Raw genomic sequence first — 17,972 nt, forward strand, 5'->3', positions numbered from 1 at the left:
TGGTTGTTTGGATTTTGACTTGCCTAGGTGTTGGAAATGGCGCGCTTGTGCAATCTATGCTCTTTTTTTCTGAACCAAATCAAAGCGATTGTCATCAGAAGAACCAAGACGCCAATACCTGTAACCCATGGCCAATGGAACGGTTTTGCCAAATTTATTTGTTGATCAGTGCCCATATAAATCAGGCTATCCCAATAATAAGGCAAATACAGTGCATCGTTGTGTTGAGGCATTGCCAGCCAGTCTAGTTTGGCTCGATGCAAAGCCTGCCCATTGTTTTCTCCGTTTAATAGGTTCTTATAAAAGTTGCAGGTGATAACCGAAGCAGCCACATCGTTTACGTTCCACAAGCCGGCAATGGTAGCCGATGTGCCAATGGCGTTAAAGCCCCTCGATAAACTGATTATACCTTCGCCATTGGCCAATAAGCCATCGGCGGTTCTACAAGCGCTTAATACCACTAATGAGGGTGCTTTTTGTTGGGCAGTCAGTTCGAACAGAAACAATTTTTCTGGACCAAAATCGAGCGTAGGTTCTTGGTTTGTGCCCGATAGATAGGCATGGGTGCCGATATGTAATACCTGATTACGTCCAAATTCGTTTTTAAAGCTTTTCGCATTGGCTTGTTCGTTAAACAAAAATCGGCCCCTGATCAGTTTTTTTAGGCCATCAGCCTCAGCCTGTACTGCTTTTAGAGGGGCATTGTTGTTTTGTTGATGTGTAATAAAAAAGCCTGCAAAGCCCTCTTGCTTGTTTTTTTTCGCATTGGCGCTTAAGGTCTGGAGCGAAAAAGCATAGGTAATGGTGTTGTTCTTGATCAAAAATGGCCAGGCCGAAATGTTTGGGCTGTATTGATTGTTGGTGAGCAATCCATCAAAAGAAACATAGCCCAAAATCCCATCTGGAATAATGGTTAGGCTTTCGCCTTTGTTTAAATGAACCCCTTGCAGTATGGTTTTGTAAAGCTGATAAGAAGCCAAATAGAATGCTCTGGGCGAGTTGAGCATCGCATTTGGCCCATGTTGGAAATAAGTGTTGACATAGGTTTGGATGGCCAGCTTGACTTGAGGGGCATCGGGCAGTGACTGCACCGAATTGATTTGGCCGTTGCCCATATCGAGAAGATAAATGGCCTGTTCGCCTACAAAATATTCCAGCGTTCTTTGGGTTGGCAAGGAGGTTGCAAATGCTGGGCTGGCCGTTTGCAGTTGCCGATATTTTTGTTGCAATTGTTTGTTGATCAGGGCTAAATCATACTTAAGCCCCGCAATATGCTGGCTGGCCGATGCAATGCCTTCCAGCTCCTGTTTTTCCTGATAGGTAATGGCCAGCTCGAGGTTTCGTTTTTTGACAAACAGCGAATCCTTTTGGTTAAGCCCCATCAATTGCTGGTTGCGCCTGATTTGGTCTAGCAGCGTTCGGCTTTTGCTCTGTTCTGCAAAAATCAGGATTTCGCGCAACAAATATTTTTCGTGGGTTTGCTGGTAAAGCTGGTAGCTGATTTCGATTCCTTTTTCGGCGGTGTTTTTCAAATCGGCCTGTAAACGCTCCTTGGTCTGGTCGTCGGCAAATTCATTTCTTATTTTATCGCCAGCTAATAAAGCCAACTTGATGTATTTGATGGCCAAATCAGCCTGCTTAAGCTGCTGATGCGCCAGGGCAAGCTGTTCAAAAACCTCCATTACCCGGTTATCGCCATAAATCCGTTGCGTAATGAGGTTGTTGTTGCCGTCTTTTATTTTTAAGGTAAGCAGTGTTTTGTCGAAAAATTGGATGGCTTGTAAGGGTTGTTGTTGCTGTAATTTCAATCGCCCCCTTTGGGTAAACAGGTTGGCCTTTTCCCTGAGCCATTTGTTGGGATAATAGCGGTTGAGCAAATCAATTGCCTTCGACAGATAGGCATCGGCCTTTTGGGGCTGATTTAAGGCCATATAGATATTGCCGGCAGTGGAAAATGAGCTTGCCAGCCAATAGGCACTCTCGGCAGTGAGGTTTTGCCGTTGGGCACTGATGTTGGCTTCGATCAGCTGGGCAGCTTTCTGGTATTCCTTTCTCTCGAAAAATATACCAGCCAAAACGTTGTGTAAAACCACTCGTGTTTGGGCATCTTTGGCGGCTAGTTTCAGGCCTTCGCCAACGTTTTTTTCGGCTTCGGCCAAATTGCCCATTGATTGGTAGCAAATGGCCATGTTGCCGTACATGGAGGCTATGTCTGTTGGAGGATATTGATTTTTGAGCTGAAAATTGAGGGTTCTGCGTTGCAGGTAGAGCGCCCGTTCATAGTCGCCCAGGCGGGTGTAGTTGTTGCTTAAAGGCTTTAAAGTGTAGTCGACAATTTCATAGTCGACCACTTCGTTTTTCAAATAATAGGCAAAAGCCGATTCGTAACTGTTGATGGAACCTAAGATATTGCCGGTTAACAATTGATGGTAACCCTGCACATTCAGCAGATCTAAATAGGCAAAATGTTCGGTTTGGTTTTTAGCCTTGCGCCACAGCTTGGCCTGGGTTTGCAAGAGGAAGGTCAGGTTTGCCTGCGGATTGTTTTTGGCATACTCCAGCCGCTCGTAAATCCACCCGCTTAAATCGTTGGCCTTTTGCAACGAATCCAAACGGATATCCAATGACTTGTTTTGCGCCAAAACAGTGAATTGCGCTCCGAAAAACAGAAGGAAAAAGCTAAAACGTAAAAAAACTGAGCGCATAAAAGGTTTGCATTTCAGCTAATTTAATGATTTTATTGCGGAGTTGATGGCTCATGGTTTTAGGCTGATAACCGATCAAGTTATACAAAAACCCAATCCGCTAATTGGCTTAGCAAAGTCATGATGCAGCTATTGGACCAACAATCTCATCTAGAACTTCCAGGTTACATAGCTCGCCATGCGGTTATTGTTGGTTTTGGGGTCGTAAAGATAGCGGAACCCGATAGATGGACCTACGCGCACCAAACCAAATTGCACATCGGCAAACAGGGAAGCATTCAAGTTGGAGAAATGCTTTTTGCTCGAGTTGGCTATCCTGTCTAAATTAAGCTTGCCTACACCGTTGGCGGCGGTAAGGTTGTATCGCAATTCGTCGATATCCTTATCGTACAGGTTAAGCGAAACCAAGGCCCCTGCACCTGCGCCTACATATTTATTCAGGTTATAACGCACCTGTAAAGGCACTGCGTTAATGGTTATTACTTTTTTGGTTTTGTAATAGTCTTTTTTGTCTATGCGGTAGGGGGTATTGTTGATGACGGTATCTTTTGCGGTGGTGGTAGAGCTAACCAGGTAAGTGTTTTCTTTAAAGGTGTTGAGGAAGAGCTCGACCTGCCAATAGGTACGATGAGGCGCATAAGGTGCCAAACTTGCCCCGATTACGATGTTTTTGCTGTTCAGGAAGTTTTGGTTGTTCGTTTCAAAAGGAAAGCCATAGCCTAAAATAATGCCGGGTGAAAGTCCCATTTTGAAGCGCCCCACGGCCCTGTTGGTATAGATAGGTTCGTTTTTGTCGAAAACAATAGCCGCGCCGCTCTTGATGGGTAGTTTTTCGGGCTTTTCCTTGAACCTGATCTTGTATTCGACAAAACCCATGGTCGAATCGGCGTCGTTAACCCCTTTCTGGTCGAGGCCGGGCAGGTAGATGTTGCTAAATACAAAATGTACGCTGTCTGTGCCCTTCAGCACTTTGAGGCAACTCTGCCCGCTATAAGCCGAATCGCAGGTAATTACTTCGGGTTTGGTTTGGGTAACTTTTAACGTAGCCGGATCAAAAACCGAAGCCACGTTGACGGCCACATCAACCTTTTTAGCCGGTCCCTTGCCAGTATTTTGGAAACGGATTTTATAAGTAAGTTCCCGGCTTTTACTGGTAAAGCGGTAATTCATCCTGCTTTTTCGCAGTACCATTTTGTTGGGATCATGCGAAGCCACGATTTGGAGTTCCAGGTTAAAAAACTCTTTTTCTACCAGTGGATTATCCGGAATAAACACCGCCGAAAGGCGAACAACCGCATTGGTGTCTTTCAGCATTTCTGGGGTAGTTTTGAACTCGAGAAAGAGAAAACGTTCCTCATCGGTTTTCAGGCCTTCAAAGCGCCAGCCTACTTGGTTTTTAAAATCTTTGGCTTTGTCTTTAAAAAGTACCTGATCTGCTTTGGGCAAGGTCAATTCTGGGTTTGCCGAAGCGTAATAAACAGGCGTTTTGTTTTTTTGTGGTAGGTAGGCCGTTTGCATCATCGGTTTCAGATCAGCCTTTTGCTCCCCAAAATAAGTGCGGGCTTCGGTCAGTACAAAATTGTTGTTGCTAAATTCGCGGTCGTTGTACAAAATTGCCAAGGTGCCGTTCAGGTTGGACTGTCCGTTGCTGGCTTTGTTTCTGTAGCCAAAAACCAACATCATGTCGTCGCCGGGCTTGGGCATGGCATTGCTTTTAAGTTCAATGCTGCCTCCCATTTTAAAAAAGTTGGGCGTATTCGAAGCCAGCATAGGTTTGCCACCGCCACTTGGTTTGGTTGGTTTAATCGGTCTAGGCCTGGTTGGCGGATGTTTGCCATCGTCGTAGTTGTTGGTGGCAAACAATCGAACCATGGTGGGATTCGAAGAATTATAGATATGAAGAGGGTCTTTTTCGAAACTGAATCCACCATCGCCAAATTCCCAGAAATAGGTATAGAAAGGAGCAGGGGCGCCCGAAATCGGTCTTAAAGGCCTTAGCTCGGCACTGAATTTGGTTACGCCGTTTTCTGTGGTATAATTGATTTTGGCCGGTACGGTATCGCTGGGCAACACCTGCGCCTGTACTACATGGAAGCCTAAAAAAACAAAGATGGAAAGAAGAAGCGTTTTCATGAGTACTAAATTTATAGATTTTTATCCGAAATAACGAAATGGCAAAAAAAGATGAAGCGCGCATTCGGCTCCATCTTCCTTGTTAAAAATTGGGGTATAGATTCTTAGTAATTGTTTAAGCCATTGATGGCTTGTTGTATTTGGCTTTCGCTAGTTTCTGCCAAGGTAAGCGTAATGCTTTGGTTGGCCACAATAGTGGTTTCCTGTTCCGCATAGTAGTATTTGCCATCTTTGATCGCGAATGACAGGTATTTGCCTTGTACGCCAACCGGCATAGAATTGTCGTAGCTTTTTACCTTGTTCAGACCGTCGGTGGTATACAGCTGGGCCACTACGTTGCTGCCTTTGGCACAGAAGAATACAAAGGTTTCGCCGGCATAGCCTCTAAATGTTGCCAGGTTGCCCGGATTGTTGACCAAGGTTACACGCGTAGTGGTTTTAGGGTTGCTATAGCTGTAAAACACATCGCAGTTGATCCAGCCCAGGTTGCCCATGTCGAAAGTAAAGGCTTCGGCTGCTGCGGTCACATCTACTTTTACGCCAACGCCATTGGCTTGCGGGGCTGGCGCCTGCCAGGCCATCTGGTTGTCTTGGCCTACTTTTTCAACACCTTCCCAAAGTTGGGTAACACCGGTTCTTTTGGCCGGAATAGAAACCCTGATGGGAATGGCCAAGGCTTGATCTGCTTTAGTGCCATTAACCATGGCATTCAAATAGATAAAGCCATCTGAAGCCAAAGGCGCACCGCTGATGTGATTGGTGTTCATGCCACCAAATACCACATCGCTTCTTTTGAGTACTTCCATGGCGCTAATGGTCATTTCGCCGGTTACAGCCACGCCACCTAACTTGATGGCCCCTGCCGGAATGGTAATCTTGGTGCCGCCTGGCAAAGTAAAGGTGTTCTCTACATTGCCCATTACTTTTCTGCCCTGCATTTGGGGGCCATACAATGCAGTAAATTCTTTGGCCGAGTAGGCCGCATTGCCACTGTTGTTTTTGTCTTTCTTACAGGCTGCCGCAAACAAAATGATAAGGGCAACTATTGCGTAGGTTAGGTTTAGCTTTTTCATGATCTTTGATTTTATAATTTCGCTTACTCTCTTCAGGCTTTTCAGCAAACGCCGTTTCATCAGGTTTGAGGAGAGATAAAGCCGTCGCAGAAAATGTTACCCCATTATTTTCATTTTTTTTTCCGCAATGCGCAAGAAAGAGTAATTTAGGCTAGCAAACTTCCTAAAAAGCAGTTCAAATGGCCAAAACAGTACATCCAGATCAGCGTTATCTTTTGGCATTGCTCAACAACGATGCCCAGCTGATCAACGAAATCTATAAGAAATGTGCTGGGAAAGTAAAATCGTTTGTGTGCTTTAACAATGGCGATGCCAACGATGCCGAAGATATTTTTCAGGAGGCTCTGGTTGATGTATATAACCAGGCCAAATACAAGGGATTGGAGCTTACCTGTCCGTTCGAGCCCTTTCTTTTGCTGGTCTGTAAACGTAAATGGCTCAACGAACTGAAAAAAAGAGCTGTCTTACCGGTAACAAAAGAAGAAGACAGTTTATTACATATCGGCGAAGATACATTTGAACAAGCAGAACAGCTTGAAAAGCAGCAAGAACAGTCGAAATTGTTTTTAAAAGCCTTCGAAAAGCTGGGTGAGCGTTGCCAGGAAATCATCAGGTGGAGCTTAAAAGGCGAGGCACAGGAAAAAGTGGCCGAAGCATTGGGTGTAACCTATGGCTATTTGCGCAAAAAGAAATCGGAATGTATGGCAAGCCTGATGAAATTAGTTCAGCTTAATAAATAAAGAGATGGCCGAAGATAAAATAACATGGACAGCCCGTTTTGTAGAGGGAGATTTAAGCGAAGCCGAAATGGCTGAGTTTGAAGCCCAATTACAAACCGATGCCGAACTGCAGCAACATTTGGAAGATTACAGGCAATTGCAACAAAACTTGCGGCAGCAGTTGGCACCAGATGCCGTTCGCGAAGCACTCCAGCAAACTTTGGGCAAGTTAAACAGTCAGTATTTCGGACACGAAACCCAAGTACTTTCGCTAAAGCCAATCATCAAATGGGCCAGTGGCATAGCAGCGGTTTTGGCTATAGGGCTGTTTATTTGGGCACCTTGGCGTGGCAATCTTTACCAGCAGTATCATGTGCCGGGACAAATGCTGGTTGCCGAACGGGGTGCTGCCAGCGAGACTGAATTAGACAAAGCCGCTTCTTTTTATAACGATGGCAAATACGCGGAAGCCAAAAGTATACTCGAAAAGCTGTACAGCAAGGATTCTCAAAATGCACAGTTAAGTTATTATTATGCCCAAACCCTATTGGCTACCGGACGGGTAGAACAAGGTCGCGAACTTTTGACGACCGTTTACAATGGAGAATCAGCCTTTAAGTACGATGCGGCCTATGCCATCGCCATGAGTTATTTAAAAACAGGGCAAAAAACCGAATGCAAAAGCTGGCTTCAAAAAATAGCCAAGGGTACTACGCATTATCAAAAAGCAACAGATTTGATACAAAAGCTTTAAAAGCACATTTTGAGTGGCTGCTGCCCCATGCAAGCGCTCGTAATATTTCTTTTAAGTTATTAATTTTAATAATTAAGAAATTTTATCTTTGTGTTTTTCAGGCCGTCACCCGATCGCTTTCGGATCATTTTTGCTATATTTAGCTCTGAATTAACGTGCTCAAAGTCTAATTATGTATTCTAGGTATAATAAACTGCTCAATAGCCATGGTGAAAAAGTCCAATAAGTTATCGAGTTGGTTTATCTCTAAACCGCAGACCTCGGGCTTCATCACTTTTTTCTTGTTGCTCACGCTTATTTCGCTTATCGTACATCAGCGTTATGAATTGTTCAGGGAAAATAAGGAACGCGAGGTTTCGAACATCCTTTATGGAGTTAAGCAAAACCTCGAACAATCGCTTAAAAACAGTTATACGGTAGCCCTTACCTTGGCCCTAACGCTCGATAACAAAGGCGTGCCCGATCATTTCGAAACGGTGGCCGATCAGCTGATCCGTTCCAATCCCGATCTGCAGGCCGTACAATTGGTACCCAATGGGGTAATCAAGTATATGTATCCGATCAAAGGAAACGAGCAGGCTATTAACATCGATCTTTTTAAAAGCCCTCCTCAAACTGTTTTGGAGGTGAGAAAAGCCATTGAAACCAAAAAGATGTATTATCAAGGGCCGGTTAAGCTCAACCAGGGCGGCATGGGCGTAGTAGGCCGACTGCCCTTGTACATCAACAACAAGTTTTGGGGCTTTTCTGCCGTGGTGATCAGGCTGGAGAAATTGTTCAAGAATGCCGGTATCGACAATAAAAAATACGAAAACTACCGGTTCCAATTTTCAAAGATTAATCCGATTACCAAAAAGGAAGAGTTTTTCCTGCCGGTTGATGGGCATTTTTCGTTGGAAAACGCTCATTCGGTAATTTTTCCGGAAGGCGATTGGAAGCTTTATGTGATTAACGTAAATACTTATGGTACCTGGTTTGAACTGGCCTCCGCCATTTTGTTTGGGTTGAGCCTGGCTGTATTATCGAGTTATTTATTGTCGCGGCTGCTCCGCAAACAAACCCAGTTGCAAGACATTGTAAACGACCAGGCCTCGCAGCTGATTAATACCGAAAGCAAGTTCAAAAACATATTCGATAATGCCGCCATTGGTATTGCAAGAGTCGATTCGCGTACCGGACTTATTTTGGAAGTAAACCGCTACCTCTGCAATTTTTTAGGTTACAGCGAAAAGGAACTGATGGATAAGAAGATCAAATCGCTTATCCATATCGAAGACCTGGAAGAAGACGCCAGGCTGTTTAAGCAGTTGCTGGCCGGCAAAATAAGGCAGTTTAGCCGAGAAAAAAGATATTTGTCGAGAGCAGGGCAAATCATCTGGGGCAATGTAATCATTACGCCGCTTTGGGCTGTTGGAGAAGACCCCACCAATCACATCATCATTGTAGAAGATGTGACCAAACGCAAGGCCGAGCAGCAGAGCCTGATCGAATCGCAACAACGCATCGAGTCGCTTATCAATACCATCGACGGTATTGTTTGGGAAGGCGAGCCTGGCTCTCATTCCTGCACTTTTATCAGTCAGAAGGTGAAAGATATTTTGGGTTACACCGTGAGCCAATGGACCGACAGTCCGAGTTTCTGGTTCGATCACCTGCATCCCGACGATAAGGAATGGGTCAAGGTGTTCAGTGAAAAGGCAACCGCCGAAAGAAGAAAGCACGATTATGAATACCGCATGCTGGCTAACGATGGAAGCGTGGTGTGGATCAGAGACGTGGTCAGTGTAATCGACGAGCCCGGACAACCACTCAAGCTCAGGGGCATCATGATTGATATTACCAATAAAAAACAATCGGAGTCGGCTTTAAGCAAATCTTTCAACTTGGTAACCGAACAAAATAAACGCTTGCTTAATTTCTCGTACATCGTATCGCACAACCTGCGCTCGCATGCCAGTAACATCCAGGGCATTTCTAGCTTGATTGAAAATGCTAAAAACGATGAAGAACGCGATGAAATGATCCAATTGCTTAAAAGAGTAGCCGGAAACCTGAACGAAACGCTGTTTAACCTCAATAACATTATCAACATTCAAACCAGTATCGATATTGTGGTAGAGCCGCTAAACCTCTACGATTATGTGCTCAAGACGCTAGCTACGCAAAATGCGCAGATTTTGGCCAAAGATGCCACCGTGCTCAACAAGGTGAACAGCAATATCAAGATCAATTACAACAAGGCCTATCTCGAAAGCATTTTGCTCAACCTCGTTTCCAATGCCTTGCGATACAGTCACCCAGATCGGAAGCCTGTCATTTCTTTAAGCTGTTTTGAAGAAAAAGATCAGCTGGTGCTGCGCGTTTCGGATAACGGCATCGGTATCGACCTTAAAAAGCACGGCGATAAAATATTCGGGATCTACCAAACTTTTAATGGCAATGCCGATGCCCGCGGCTTTGGCCTCTTCATTTCGAAAAACCAAATCGAAGCTATGGGCGGCAATATTGCGGTAGAAAGTGTCGAGAATGTGGGTACTACCTTTAAGATTTACTTCAAGTAGTTTAGTTGAAGGCAGCTTTAGAACATTTCAACTTCCAATTTTCCAACCAACTAACCAACTACTCTTTCTTAGGTGCAATTCCTTTATCTACATCCAAGGTATAAGAAGCTTCGCTGGCATCAAAGGCCTGTCTCAATAAATCGGGATTGGCTTGTTCTTCTTCCGAGGGTTCGTCGTTAAGGTCTAAGCCATTGGCATGAATGTCTCTTTGGCTTTGTTGGTCTTCCGCTTCGCTGTTTTGCGAATCGTCTACTGGAATGTTGTCTGCTGGATTGATCATGATCTTGATTTTTTAATAAAACAGTTGAATAGGAGAGTTGTTTCGCTAAAATTTTAATGTCGCCCATAGCTGATTTTGCTATGACTTTCAGGCCATCTCGTTGCTGTGCCGGACCAAAGCGTCTGGCGAAGGCCTTAATGGATAGATCCATGCCGAAACCATAACAGGCAAGGCATAGGCCCCGATCAAAACCAGGTCTGATGTGGTGGCATAAGAAACGCCCAATGTGTTAAAAAGCAACGTACAGCAAATCGCACCCACAACGGCAATCACAATTCTTATCTTTTGAGTGCTTAAACTAGTTTTGGTAAGCAGGTATAAGCAGAGCCATAAAATGAAAAAAGCGGGTATAGAGGTGCCCAAGGCTGCAAAAAAACCGAAAATAAAGAAGGTAAAAACACCTTCGAAAGGAGCGGCCGAAACAATGCTGAAATAAATGACAAACAATAAAGTTCCTACCAGCGTACTGGTTAGCCAGATTTTAAACGGGTAGGAAAGTCTATAGTTCATTGGTTTGGGCTTACTTAAAGATAAGAAATAGTTGGGTGATTTAGCAATTTTTAGTGTTAAAGCACTCCGAATAAATTCTACATATAAATGTAAAGCTGATAGCTTAGAAGCTCGGTGACGTAGGTACAGTCATTCTCGCACGTTGTTGGTCTATGAAGTCTTTACAGAAGAATACTGTTTAGGACAAGAGAAGATTGGAAAATGGTGAGCAATATAGTACACATAATAATTAATCAATTTAACTGAAAATCTAATTGTTTAACCTTTAAATAAATCTTCTAAACTTTTTTAAAAAGTAAGAATATTGAACGCCTAATGCTTTGAACTGTAGCAGGTTTAGTGATATATTCAAGTTGGAAACCTAAAACAACTATTTAAAATGAAAAGCAAAAATGCTCTTAGGGTTAAGCTATGGCCTGTCGGCTCAGTTAGGCCATTACGTTATCTGGGCTTTATTCTATTATTGTTTGTAACAATCGGTGTCGGTTCTTGTAAAAAAGACCTGCTAGTGCCAAGCCCTCAAAAAACCGATAAAAACAAGGATAAAATTCAGAACATCAGCTACAGCCAGTTTCTGTCTTCTATAAACCTTGATAAAATGGGCTCGCTAAAGCCTGTCATTGCCAATGCGGGAAATGCGAAGAATACAACTATGTCGGTTGGGGAAACTGGACTTAATTTCGTGCTGGATATGGGCAATGTAAAGAAGCTCGTATTAGGAGATACGGTGAGCTATGTTTTGGCCTTGAAGCCTAAGACACCTAGAGCTGTCCATTTCGAGAATATTACGATCCAGACTGTTGGCGGAAATACAACGGCCTTCTTAACTACCTATCTACCAACAAAAGAATGGATAGCCGACTGGCATGGGCAAAAGCACCTTCCGTTTAAAGGCGAGATATATGCCAGCAGAATCAACCTTGTAGACCTTCCTCAGCTCAGGGAACAAGGCAATGCCCAAGACTCACAGGGCAAAGTAATGTCTGCGGGCACATCCCAGGTTCTTATAAACAATAACAAGATTAGTTTATTGCCTGGAGAATGTGAGATATATGATGTTTACGAGGTAGTACCCTATCCTTGTTCGACTGGTGATTGGCCGGGGTTTTGTCCGTGGGAAACCAATATAACAAGCATGGGACAGCTGGACTACCTGCCGGGCTATCGCGTTGAGAGAAGTACTGTAGTAAATTGTGCAATGCCAGAATTTCCACCTCCTCCTACAGGTGGAGGAGGTGGAGGTACCACTCCAAATCCTCCGGGCGGTTATGATCCGTGTGGTGGGGGAGCTCCTGCACCTGTTTCAAGAGTAAACGGAAACGGCTTTCTAAAGCTTGCTGGGCTTCCTCCGCCGGATTGCGATGGTGGTACTTTGCCACCGGTTTTACCACCCTTGGAAGTTCCTTACTATTCTGATGAAGAAGTAGAAGAAATTGTAAACACCATGGCAGATCCTATAACGGGAAATGGGATAGAGCTTTACCTTATATTGAAATATAGAAACTCTAAGCAGATCAATTTAAGCAGATACAGTATTGCTAGCAACAGCATTGAGGTTGGCCAATATACTTTGACACCACATTATGACCAAAACAACAAACTAGTATTCTATGCAGGCAGTAGATTGGCTGGTACAGTAAGGAACGGTATAGAATATATCATAAGACCAGATCAAATCAATAATTTTCGAAACAACATCGACTATTACACGAACGCCGCAAGCTTGGTCTACATGAATGGAGTACCTGATAAGGGCATGATACAAATGATGGCTGGCGACAGGGTGAAGGGGTTGTTGAACCTGTGGGAAGATGCGATCAAATCCCCTTTTTTCTGGCTATATTTAATCGATTGTTATGTTACTGCTCCGTCGCATCCTAGCGTTCGTTCTGCGGTTGAAGAATCTGTTCCTGTTGGTGCTCCGTATACAAAGTCAACTTTAGAATTGGGTAGAAAAATGCATGCCGAATATAAAGCTGGATTAGCAAATAATGTTACTACATTTAAAGAATATACAGGGATTTCTGGTATACGACCTGATTTTGTAGATTTTAATACAAAAACGATATTTGAGTTGAAGCCTAATAATCCTAGACAAATTTCAGCAGGAAATGCCCAGCTTGCAAAATACAAAGCTGAATTTGAAAAGAAATTTGGTGGTGTTTGGAATACTGTTTTAGATCTATATTAATTAGAAGACACTGTAATGGATAGGAAAGAACTTATTAATATTATAAATGAGCTACTTGTGCCGATTGGTTTTAAAAAAAAAGGCAATTATTGGCTTGTTAATAGCGATGCAATTACAAAAATTATAAATATTCAAAAATCTCAATTTGGAGAAAGCTATTATATTAACTATGGATATGTTTTGAAAGAGCTCCCCTTGGATGGATTGACTATGCACGTTTTTAATAGATTTTCATCGTCTGATATCAAACAAAAAGGCGAAATAGATGCATTGCTAAATCTGGAGAGTGATATAGCTGACGGCGCTAGGAAAGGTATGCTAAGAACGGCCATTGAAGAGAACTTGATTAAAAAAATCCGAGCAGTCAATGATCGCGATGATTTATTGGCGGAGCTGAAGAAGCGTTCTCATTTAAATGACATTCCATTAGTAGTAAAGCAATATTTTAATTTACCTGTTGATTAGACTTTATAAATTAGATAGAACATGAATCTAAAACTTAGCCTTATACTTTATATTTCGCTTATTTTTCAAGAGAGACCACTAAGTGATGTTGTCTATATCAGTCAGCCGAAGAAAAGTGTTCAAATGGACTGGAATGAACATTATAGATATATGCAAAGTAATTATAAAAGTTCGCCAGCATTAGATGTCAGTACCAAATGTTTTAATAGTAACGGAATCATTATAACTTTTTGGGATACTGTATTGGATGATGATTACTTAAGGAAACAGGTAAAGAGCCTTCCAGAAATCAGAGCCTCTATTTTAGAGACAATAGAAGAACTCAGCATGAGTAATAACACAGATAAAGAAGAAATCATTGAAGTAAATGGAATTGGTTTTTTTATAACTTGTACTCATATTGGCGATGAATATCGTTATAATTTTGACTCTGAATACAGAAATTATAAATCCATAAGTGGTAGAGTGGTTTGCAAAAAAGAAGATAGGAAGAAGGCGGTAAAGATTTTCAATGACCTGTTAAAAAGCATAAAGTTTAAGTAAGCATAAAATAAAATCTTGCTAATCAAAGGAGCTGTAGCAATACGGCTCCTTTTTATTTAAATGAAACTCTTAAACTAAGCCCTTCACTCATCTGTGGCTTACCAAGTGGAAAGGCTAAGTTTAATCGTTAGTTTGGTGCTTTATCATCGGTACTGACGTTCTACGAGGCAACTGCGTTCACTTTTCAGCCTGTGGGATTTAGGTTGGGGAAGTGCGTTAATGATTAGGAAGAGCGGTACTCCGCAAAGGTTGTGAGCGCAAAACATCATGCCAAATCCCAACGCCATCAGCTAGCATAGGTTTATCCTAGCTTGGCCATCCTTATTTGTCACTCGTTTTGCATTGCTCAAGAAATTTGCTCCGTGAAAGCTTCCTTTACAGCGTAACGCTGTAACCGCTTTTCGGCAACCTGCATTCTCAATCAATCTTCATAACAGTCCGTCATGATATTTGACACAAATATCTCGCCGATTGAAATATTAGCCTTAACACGTTGTTGTTTTGACTGTCCTAAAATTATCTCTGCTATTGCATTAAAGGGTAATGCGAGCAAAACTTACTTCAAAATTGTAAATTTGAAAACAAATAATTAACAGATTAAAAACTACTCTAACTGCAATCTGTTTCTATAGGCTCAAAACAGCGCACAATTGGCCCTTAAAAAAAGAAAAGAGATTCTCCATCCAGACGAATCTCTTTTTCTAACCAAATATAAACCTGTATGAACGGGTTATCTTTAAAATTTCCTGCACGAGGTCAAGAAATATATGCTATCAATTTTGAAGTAATGCCCGGTGTTCAGAGCCATCACGTTGCAAATATAGAAATAATTTCTGATAGTGTAAAAAGTACACTATTAAAAATCGCGATATTCCATTTCATGTTTTTTACATGACAAAAGCGTTTATCCAAACCATTCAGGGATATCAATACAAAAATAGTTCCAATATTTGAGTCTCTAGGCTGGAAGGTGTTAAATTTTTGTTAAATGTAAGTGGCGTATTGCGTATTGAGTAAAGCGTATAGTGCTGCGGGGTGAGTTGTAAACTCTTGGCTAATTCTTATTGCCCAATTTTAGCCACAGATTAACAGGTTAGGGTAGCGTTCAGCCGAATATACATAACGCTAAACAAAAAAGGCAATGCCAAACGACATTGCCTTTTTCACTCGGTATGAACCGGAAACTATTTTAAAGAGCCATAGTACTCTACAAACTTAGCCAAGGCCGAAGAATAGCCCCACTCGTTGTCGTACCAAGAAACTACTTTTACAAAGTTGTCATTTAACGAAATACCAGCGCCGGCATCAAAAATCGAAGCGCGGTCGTCGCCGATAAAATCTGAAGAAACCACCTCATCTTCGGTATAGCCCAAAACGCCTTTTAAAGGACCTTCAAGCGATGCGGCTTTCATGGCATCTTTAATCTGTTGGTAAGTAGCCGGTTTTTCCAAACGTGCAGTCAAGTCAACTACCGAAACATCGGCAACCGGTACACGAAACGACATGCCCGTTAATTTGCCTTTTAGCGAAGGGATTACCTTGGTTACCGCTTTGGCCGCACCTGTTGACGAAGGAATGATGTTAGAGAAGCCACCACGGCCGCCTCTCCAGTCTTTGGCCGAAGGACCGTCAACCGTTTTTTGGGTGGCAGTTACCGCGTGTACGGTGCTCATTAAACCTTCCACTACACCAAAGTTGTCGTGCAATACCTTAACAATAGGAGCCAAGCAGTTGGTGGTGCATGAAGCATTCGAAACTACGGTTTGATCGGCTGTTAATTGATCGTGGTTTACGCCCATCACATAAGTCGGGATGTCGTCGTCTTTTGCCGGAGCAGAGAATACCACTTTTTTGGCGCCAGCTGCAATGTGCTTGTTGGCGTCGGCACGGGTTAAGAACAAACCGGTTGATTCGATCACGATTTCTACACCAGCTTCGTCCCATTTCAAGTTAGCCGGATCTTTCTCGGCCGTAATGCGGATGGTTTTGCCGTTTACCACTAAATGTCCGTCTTTTACTTCTACGGTACCGTCGAAACGGCCGTGGATCGTGTCATATTTTAGCATATAAGCCATGTAATCTGGCTCGATAAGGTCGTTAATGGCAACAATGTCGAGGCCTCTTTTCAAGGCGGCTCTGAAAACAAGTCTGCCGATACGGCCAAATCCGTTTATTCCTACTTTAGTCATTGTATTTAATTTGAATAATAATGAAGTAAATTATGTATTGGTTCTTTTGTTATGGTAATGATATGAACGTCGTGCCTTTGGGCCACCAGTCTTAACCTGTCCTGAAAAGTGCCGGCCACCGTACCCACAAAGTGGATTTCCTGGCCTGGATGCTGCTTCACCGTTGGCATCAGGTAAGTACTGAAATACCGCTCAAAAGCCTGGTCGATCAGTTGTTCAATATATTTGTTGTTTCTTTTGTCGATATAGAACTCTAAAAAAGAACTGAGGTAGTTCTGTACGTTGGGTTTTTTGTAGATGCGTTCTAAAATAAGCGGACGGTCAACGTTGTAACGCTCTTCAAACTGCTTCTTCAAATCTTGCGGCAGTTTATCTTCAAGGTATTGTTTAAGCAAAATCTTACCCAGGTAGTTGGCAGAACCTTCATCGCCCAAAATATAGCCTAAGCCAAAGTTGTTCTGTTCAGGGCGTTTGCCGTCAAAATAGGCGCAGTTGGCACCGCTTCCCAAAATGCCTACAATACCGCTTTGGTTGTAGCAGGCCGCGATGGAAGCACCATACAAATCGTCGTTTACCTTGATTTTGCTGTTCCTGAAAAACTGGCCCAGCGTATGCGCCAGCGACTCCTGCATGCCTGGTGAGGAAGTTCCTGCTACAAAAGCATAGATTTTCTTGATGCGCTCAGCATGGTTAATCAGGGTGATTTCCTTGTTGAGGAGGTAAAGGATATGTTTGGGGTCGTTAAAGCAAGGGTTGATGCCCGCAATGGTACATTCCGCTATGGTTTTGCCCTCGCTAGAGATTTTCCAGAAGGCGCTTTTAGATCCGCTATAAACTACTGCTATCATTGGTTTGCTGATTAAATGGATAGAACGTGGGTCATTTCTAGTAAATCACTCTCCAATTTATAGTTGTGCGTATTCAAGGCATCTTCCAAGCTGGTTAGCTTGATGGCGTTGCCGTAAAGTCCAACCATCTGCATGCTTTCGCCAGCTATCAGCGCATTTACTGCGGCATAGCCCAAACGGCTGCCTAAAATACGATCGAAACCACTAGGACTGCCCCCACGTTGCAAATGCCCTAAGATAGTTACTTTGGTATCATAGTGGGTGAACTTTCTTTTTACACTTTTGGCAATATCGTAAGCGCCACCATATTTGTTGCCTTCTGACACGATCACTATGCTCGACGACTTTTTGGTCGATGCGCCAGCCTTTAATTTAGTGATCAGCTCTTTGAGCGAGGTTTCCCTTTCGGGCAAAAGCACGGCTTCGGCGCCGCTGGCCACGGCAGTTCTCAAGGCAATGCAGCCCGAATCCCTGCCCATTACTTCGATAAAAAACAAACGGTCGTGCGAATCGGCGGTATCCCTGATTTTATCAATAGCTTCGATAACGGTGTTGATGGCCGTATCGTAGCCCAAAGTAAAGTCAGAACCACTCAAATCGTTGTCGATGGTTCCGGGTACGCCTATAACATTGATGTTGTATTTTTCGCCAAAGCGTTTGGCCCCGGTAAAGGTGCCGTCGCCACCAATTACAACCAGTCCGTCTATTTCTTTTTCCTGCAGATTTTTGAAGGCCAGTTCCATGCCCGCCTCTTCTTTAAATGCGAGGCACCTGGCCGTTTTGAGGATGGTGCCGCCCATGTGTAAAATGTTGCTTACAGAACGGGCATCCATCGGAATGATGTTGTTGTCAATTAATCCCTGATAGCCCTGCATTACCCCGAACATGTTTTTGCCATGGTAAATACCGGTGCGAATAACGGCTCTAATGCAGGCATTCATGCCGGGCGCATCGCCCCCAGAAGTCAGTACTGCAATATTTTTAAGGTCTTGTTTCATTAT

The 17,972-nt window shown here is 43.2% G+C and carries 14 protein-coding genes; 6 read left to right on the top strand and 8 right to left on the bottom strand.

Annotation, left to right across the window (positions count from 1 at the left end; translation table 11 throughout):
- Positions 1-23: 23 nt before the first annotated feature.
- The 3 genes from AC6H1S_RS04850 to AC6H1S_RS04860 form a co-directional block, all read right to left on the bottom strand.
- Positions 24-2,624 (bottom strand): CHAT domain-containing protein, encoded by a 2,601-nt coding sequence (locus AC6H1S_RS04850; protein ID WP_497565352.1) that lies wholly within the window; start codon positions 2,622-2,624, stop codon positions 24-26.
- A 231-nt stretch (positions 2,625-2,855) separates the two neighbouring features.
- The gene (locus AC6H1S_RS04855) at positions 2,856-4,838 is read right to left on the bottom strand and encodes a DUF7849 domain-containing protein (protein WP_497565354.1); all 1,983 of its coding nucleotides are present in this window, start codon (positions 4,836-4,838) and stop codon (positions 2,856-2,858) included.
- A 104-nt stretch (positions 4,839-4,942) separates the two neighbouring features.
- Positions 4,943-5,911, bottom strand: a complete 969-nt coding sequence (locus tag AC6H1S_RS04860) for a hypothetical protein (protein ID WP_199138344.1) — start codon at positions 5,909-5,911, stop codon at positions 4,943-4,945.
- Positions 5,912-6,090: 179 nt separating this feature from the next.
- Here AC6H1S_RS04860 and AC6H1S_RS04865 point away from each other — a divergent pair, with 179 nt between their 5' ends.
- From AC6H1S_RS04865 to AC6H1S_RS04875, 3 genes are all read left to right on the top strand, one after another.
- Entirely contained in the window at positions 6,091-6,651 is a 561-nt protein-coding gene (locus AC6H1S_RS04865; protein WP_199138342.1) for an RNA polymerase sigma factor, read from the top strand.
- Between the two features lie 4 nt (positions 6,652-6,655).
- A complete protein-coding gene (locus tag AC6H1S_RS04870; RefSeq protein WP_497565355.1) occupies positions 6,656-7,384 on the top strand; it encodes a tetratricopeptide repeat protein in 729 nt (242 codons plus the stop codon).
- Positions 7,385-7,590: 206 nt separating this feature from the next.
- Complete coding sequence (locus AC6H1S_RS04875) at positions 7,591-9,945, top strand: sensor histidine kinase (RefSeq protein ID WP_497565357.1); 2,355 nt, start codon at positions 7,591-7,593, stop codon at positions 9,943-9,945.
- Positions 9,946-10,003: 58 nt separating this feature from the next.
- Here AC6H1S_RS04875 and AC6H1S_RS04880 read toward each other — a convergent pair whose 3' ends face one another.
- Together AC6H1S_RS04880 and AC6H1S_RS04885 are read right to left on the bottom strand one after the other, a co-directional pair.
- Positions 10,004-10,225 (bottom strand): hypothetical protein, encoded by a 222-nt coding sequence (locus AC6H1S_RS04880; protein WP_497565358.1) that lies wholly within the window; start codon positions 10,223-10,225, stop codon positions 10,004-10,006.
- 87 nt (positions 10,226-10,312) lie between these two features.
- On the bottom strand, positions 10,313-10,735 hold the full coding sequence (locus tag AC6H1S_RS04885) for a hypothetical protein (protein WP_497565359.1): 423 nt from the start codon (positions 10,733-10,735) through the stop codon (positions 10,313-10,315).
- 379 nt (positions 10,736-11,114) lie between these two features.
- On the opposite strand from AC6H1S_RS04885, the gene AC6H1S_RS04890 reads away from it, so the two are divergent.
- Genes AC6H1S_RS04890 through AC6H1S_RS04900 form a run of 3 tightly spaced genes read left to right on the top strand, consistent with a single transcriptional unit; the run spans position 11,115 to position 13,934 of the window.
- Positions 11,115-12,926, top strand: a complete 1,812-nt coding sequence (locus AC6H1S_RS04890) for a hypothetical protein (protein ID WP_497565360.1) — start codon at positions 11,115-11,117, stop codon at positions 12,924-12,926.
- A 15-nt stretch (positions 12,927-12,941) separates the two neighbouring features.
- Positions 12,942-13,391 carry a DUF4304 domain-containing protein gene (locus AC6H1S_RS04895; RefSeq protein ID WP_497565361.1) on the top strand — a complete coding sequence of 150 codons (450 nt, stop codon included), beginning with the start codon at positions 12,942-12,944 and terminating at the stop codon, positions 13,389-13,391.
- A gap of 21 nt (positions 13,392-13,412) precedes the next feature.
- Positions 13,413-13,934 (top strand): hypothetical protein, encoded by a 522-nt coding sequence (locus AC6H1S_RS04900; RefSeq protein WP_497565362.1) that lies wholly within the window; start codon positions 13,413-13,415, stop codon positions 13,932-13,934.
- A 1,184-nt stretch (positions 13,935-15,118) separates the two neighbouring features.
- Here AC6H1S_RS04900 and gap read toward each other — a convergent pair.
- The 3 genes from gap to pfkA are packed head-to-tail and all read right to left on the bottom strand — an operon-like array spanning position 15,119 to position 17,969.
- Positions 15,119-16,123 carry a type I glyceraldehyde-3-phosphate dehydrogenase gene (gene gap / locus AC6H1S_RS04905; RefSeq protein WP_199141933.1) on the bottom strand — a complete coding sequence of 335 codons (1,005 nt, stop codon included), beginning with the start codon at positions 16,121-16,123 and terminating at the stop codon, positions 15,119-15,121.
- A gap of 5 nt (positions 16,124-16,128) precedes the next feature.
- Entirely contained in the window at positions 16,129-16,971 is an 843-nt protein-coding gene (locus AC6H1S_RS04910) for a hypothetical protein (RefSeq protein WP_199141934.1), read from the bottom strand.
- Positions 16,972-16,982: 11 nt separating this feature from the next.
- Positions 16,983-17,969, bottom strand: coding sequence for a 6-phosphofructokinase (gene pfkA / locus AC6H1S_RS04915; protein WP_199141935.1), 987 nt, complete (start codon positions 17,967-17,969; stop codon positions 16,983-16,985).
- Between the last annotated feature and the right edge of the window lie 3 nt (positions 17,970-17,972).

Source organism: Pedobacter sp. TM02, assembly GCF_059705275.1.

Coding starts and splice junctions, on each gene's coding strand:
- AC6H1S_RS04855 (WP_497565354.1), bottom strand. CDS start 4,838: ATGAAAACGCTTCTTCTTTCCATCTTTGTTTTTTTAGGCTTCCATGTA.
- AC6H1S_RS04860 (WP_199138344.1), bottom strand. CDS start 5,911: ATGAAAAAGCTAAACCTAACCTACGCAATAGTTGCCCTTATCATTTTG.
- AC6H1S_RS04865 (WP_199138342.1), top strand. CDS start 6,091: ATGGCCAAAACAGTACATCCAGATCAGCGTTATCTTTTGGCATTGCTC.
- AC6H1S_RS04870 (WP_497565355.1), top strand. CDS start 6,656: ATGGCCGAAGATAAAATAACATGGACAGCCCGTTTTGTAGAGGGAGAT.
- AC6H1S_RS04875 (WP_497565357.1), top strand. CDS start 7,591: ATGGTGAAAAAGTCCAATAAGTTATCGAGTTGGTTTATCTCTAAACCG.
- AC6H1S_RS04880 (WP_497565358.1), bottom strand. CDS start 10,225: ATGATCAATCCAGCAGACAACATTCCAGTAGACGATTCGCAAAACAGC.
- AC6H1S_RS04885 (WP_497565359.1), bottom strand. CDS start 10,735: ATGAACTATAGACTTTCCTACCCGTTTAAAATCTGGCTAACCAGTACG.
- AC6H1S_RS04890 (WP_497565360.1), top strand. CDS start 11,115: ATGAAAAGCAAAAATGCTCTTAGGGTTAAGCTATGGCCTGTCGGCTCA.
- AC6H1S_RS04895 (WP_497565361.1), top strand. CDS start 12,942: ATGGATAGGAAAGAACTTATTAATATTATAAATGAGCTACTTGTGCCG.
- AC6H1S_RS04900 (WP_497565362.1), top strand. CDS start 13,413: ATGAATCTAAAACTTAGCCTTATACTTTATATTTCGCTTATTTTTCAA.
- gap (WP_199141933.1), bottom strand. CDS start 16,123: ATGACTAAAGTAGGAATAAACGGATTTGGCCGTATCGGCAGACTTGTT.
- AC6H1S_RS04910 (WP_199141934.1), bottom strand. CDS start 16,971: ATGATAGCAGTAGTTTATAGCGGATCTAAAAGCGCCTTCTGGAAAATC.
- pfkA (WP_199141935.1), bottom strand. CDS start 17,969: ATGAAACAAGACCTTAAAAATATTGCAGTACTGACTTCTGGGGGCGAT.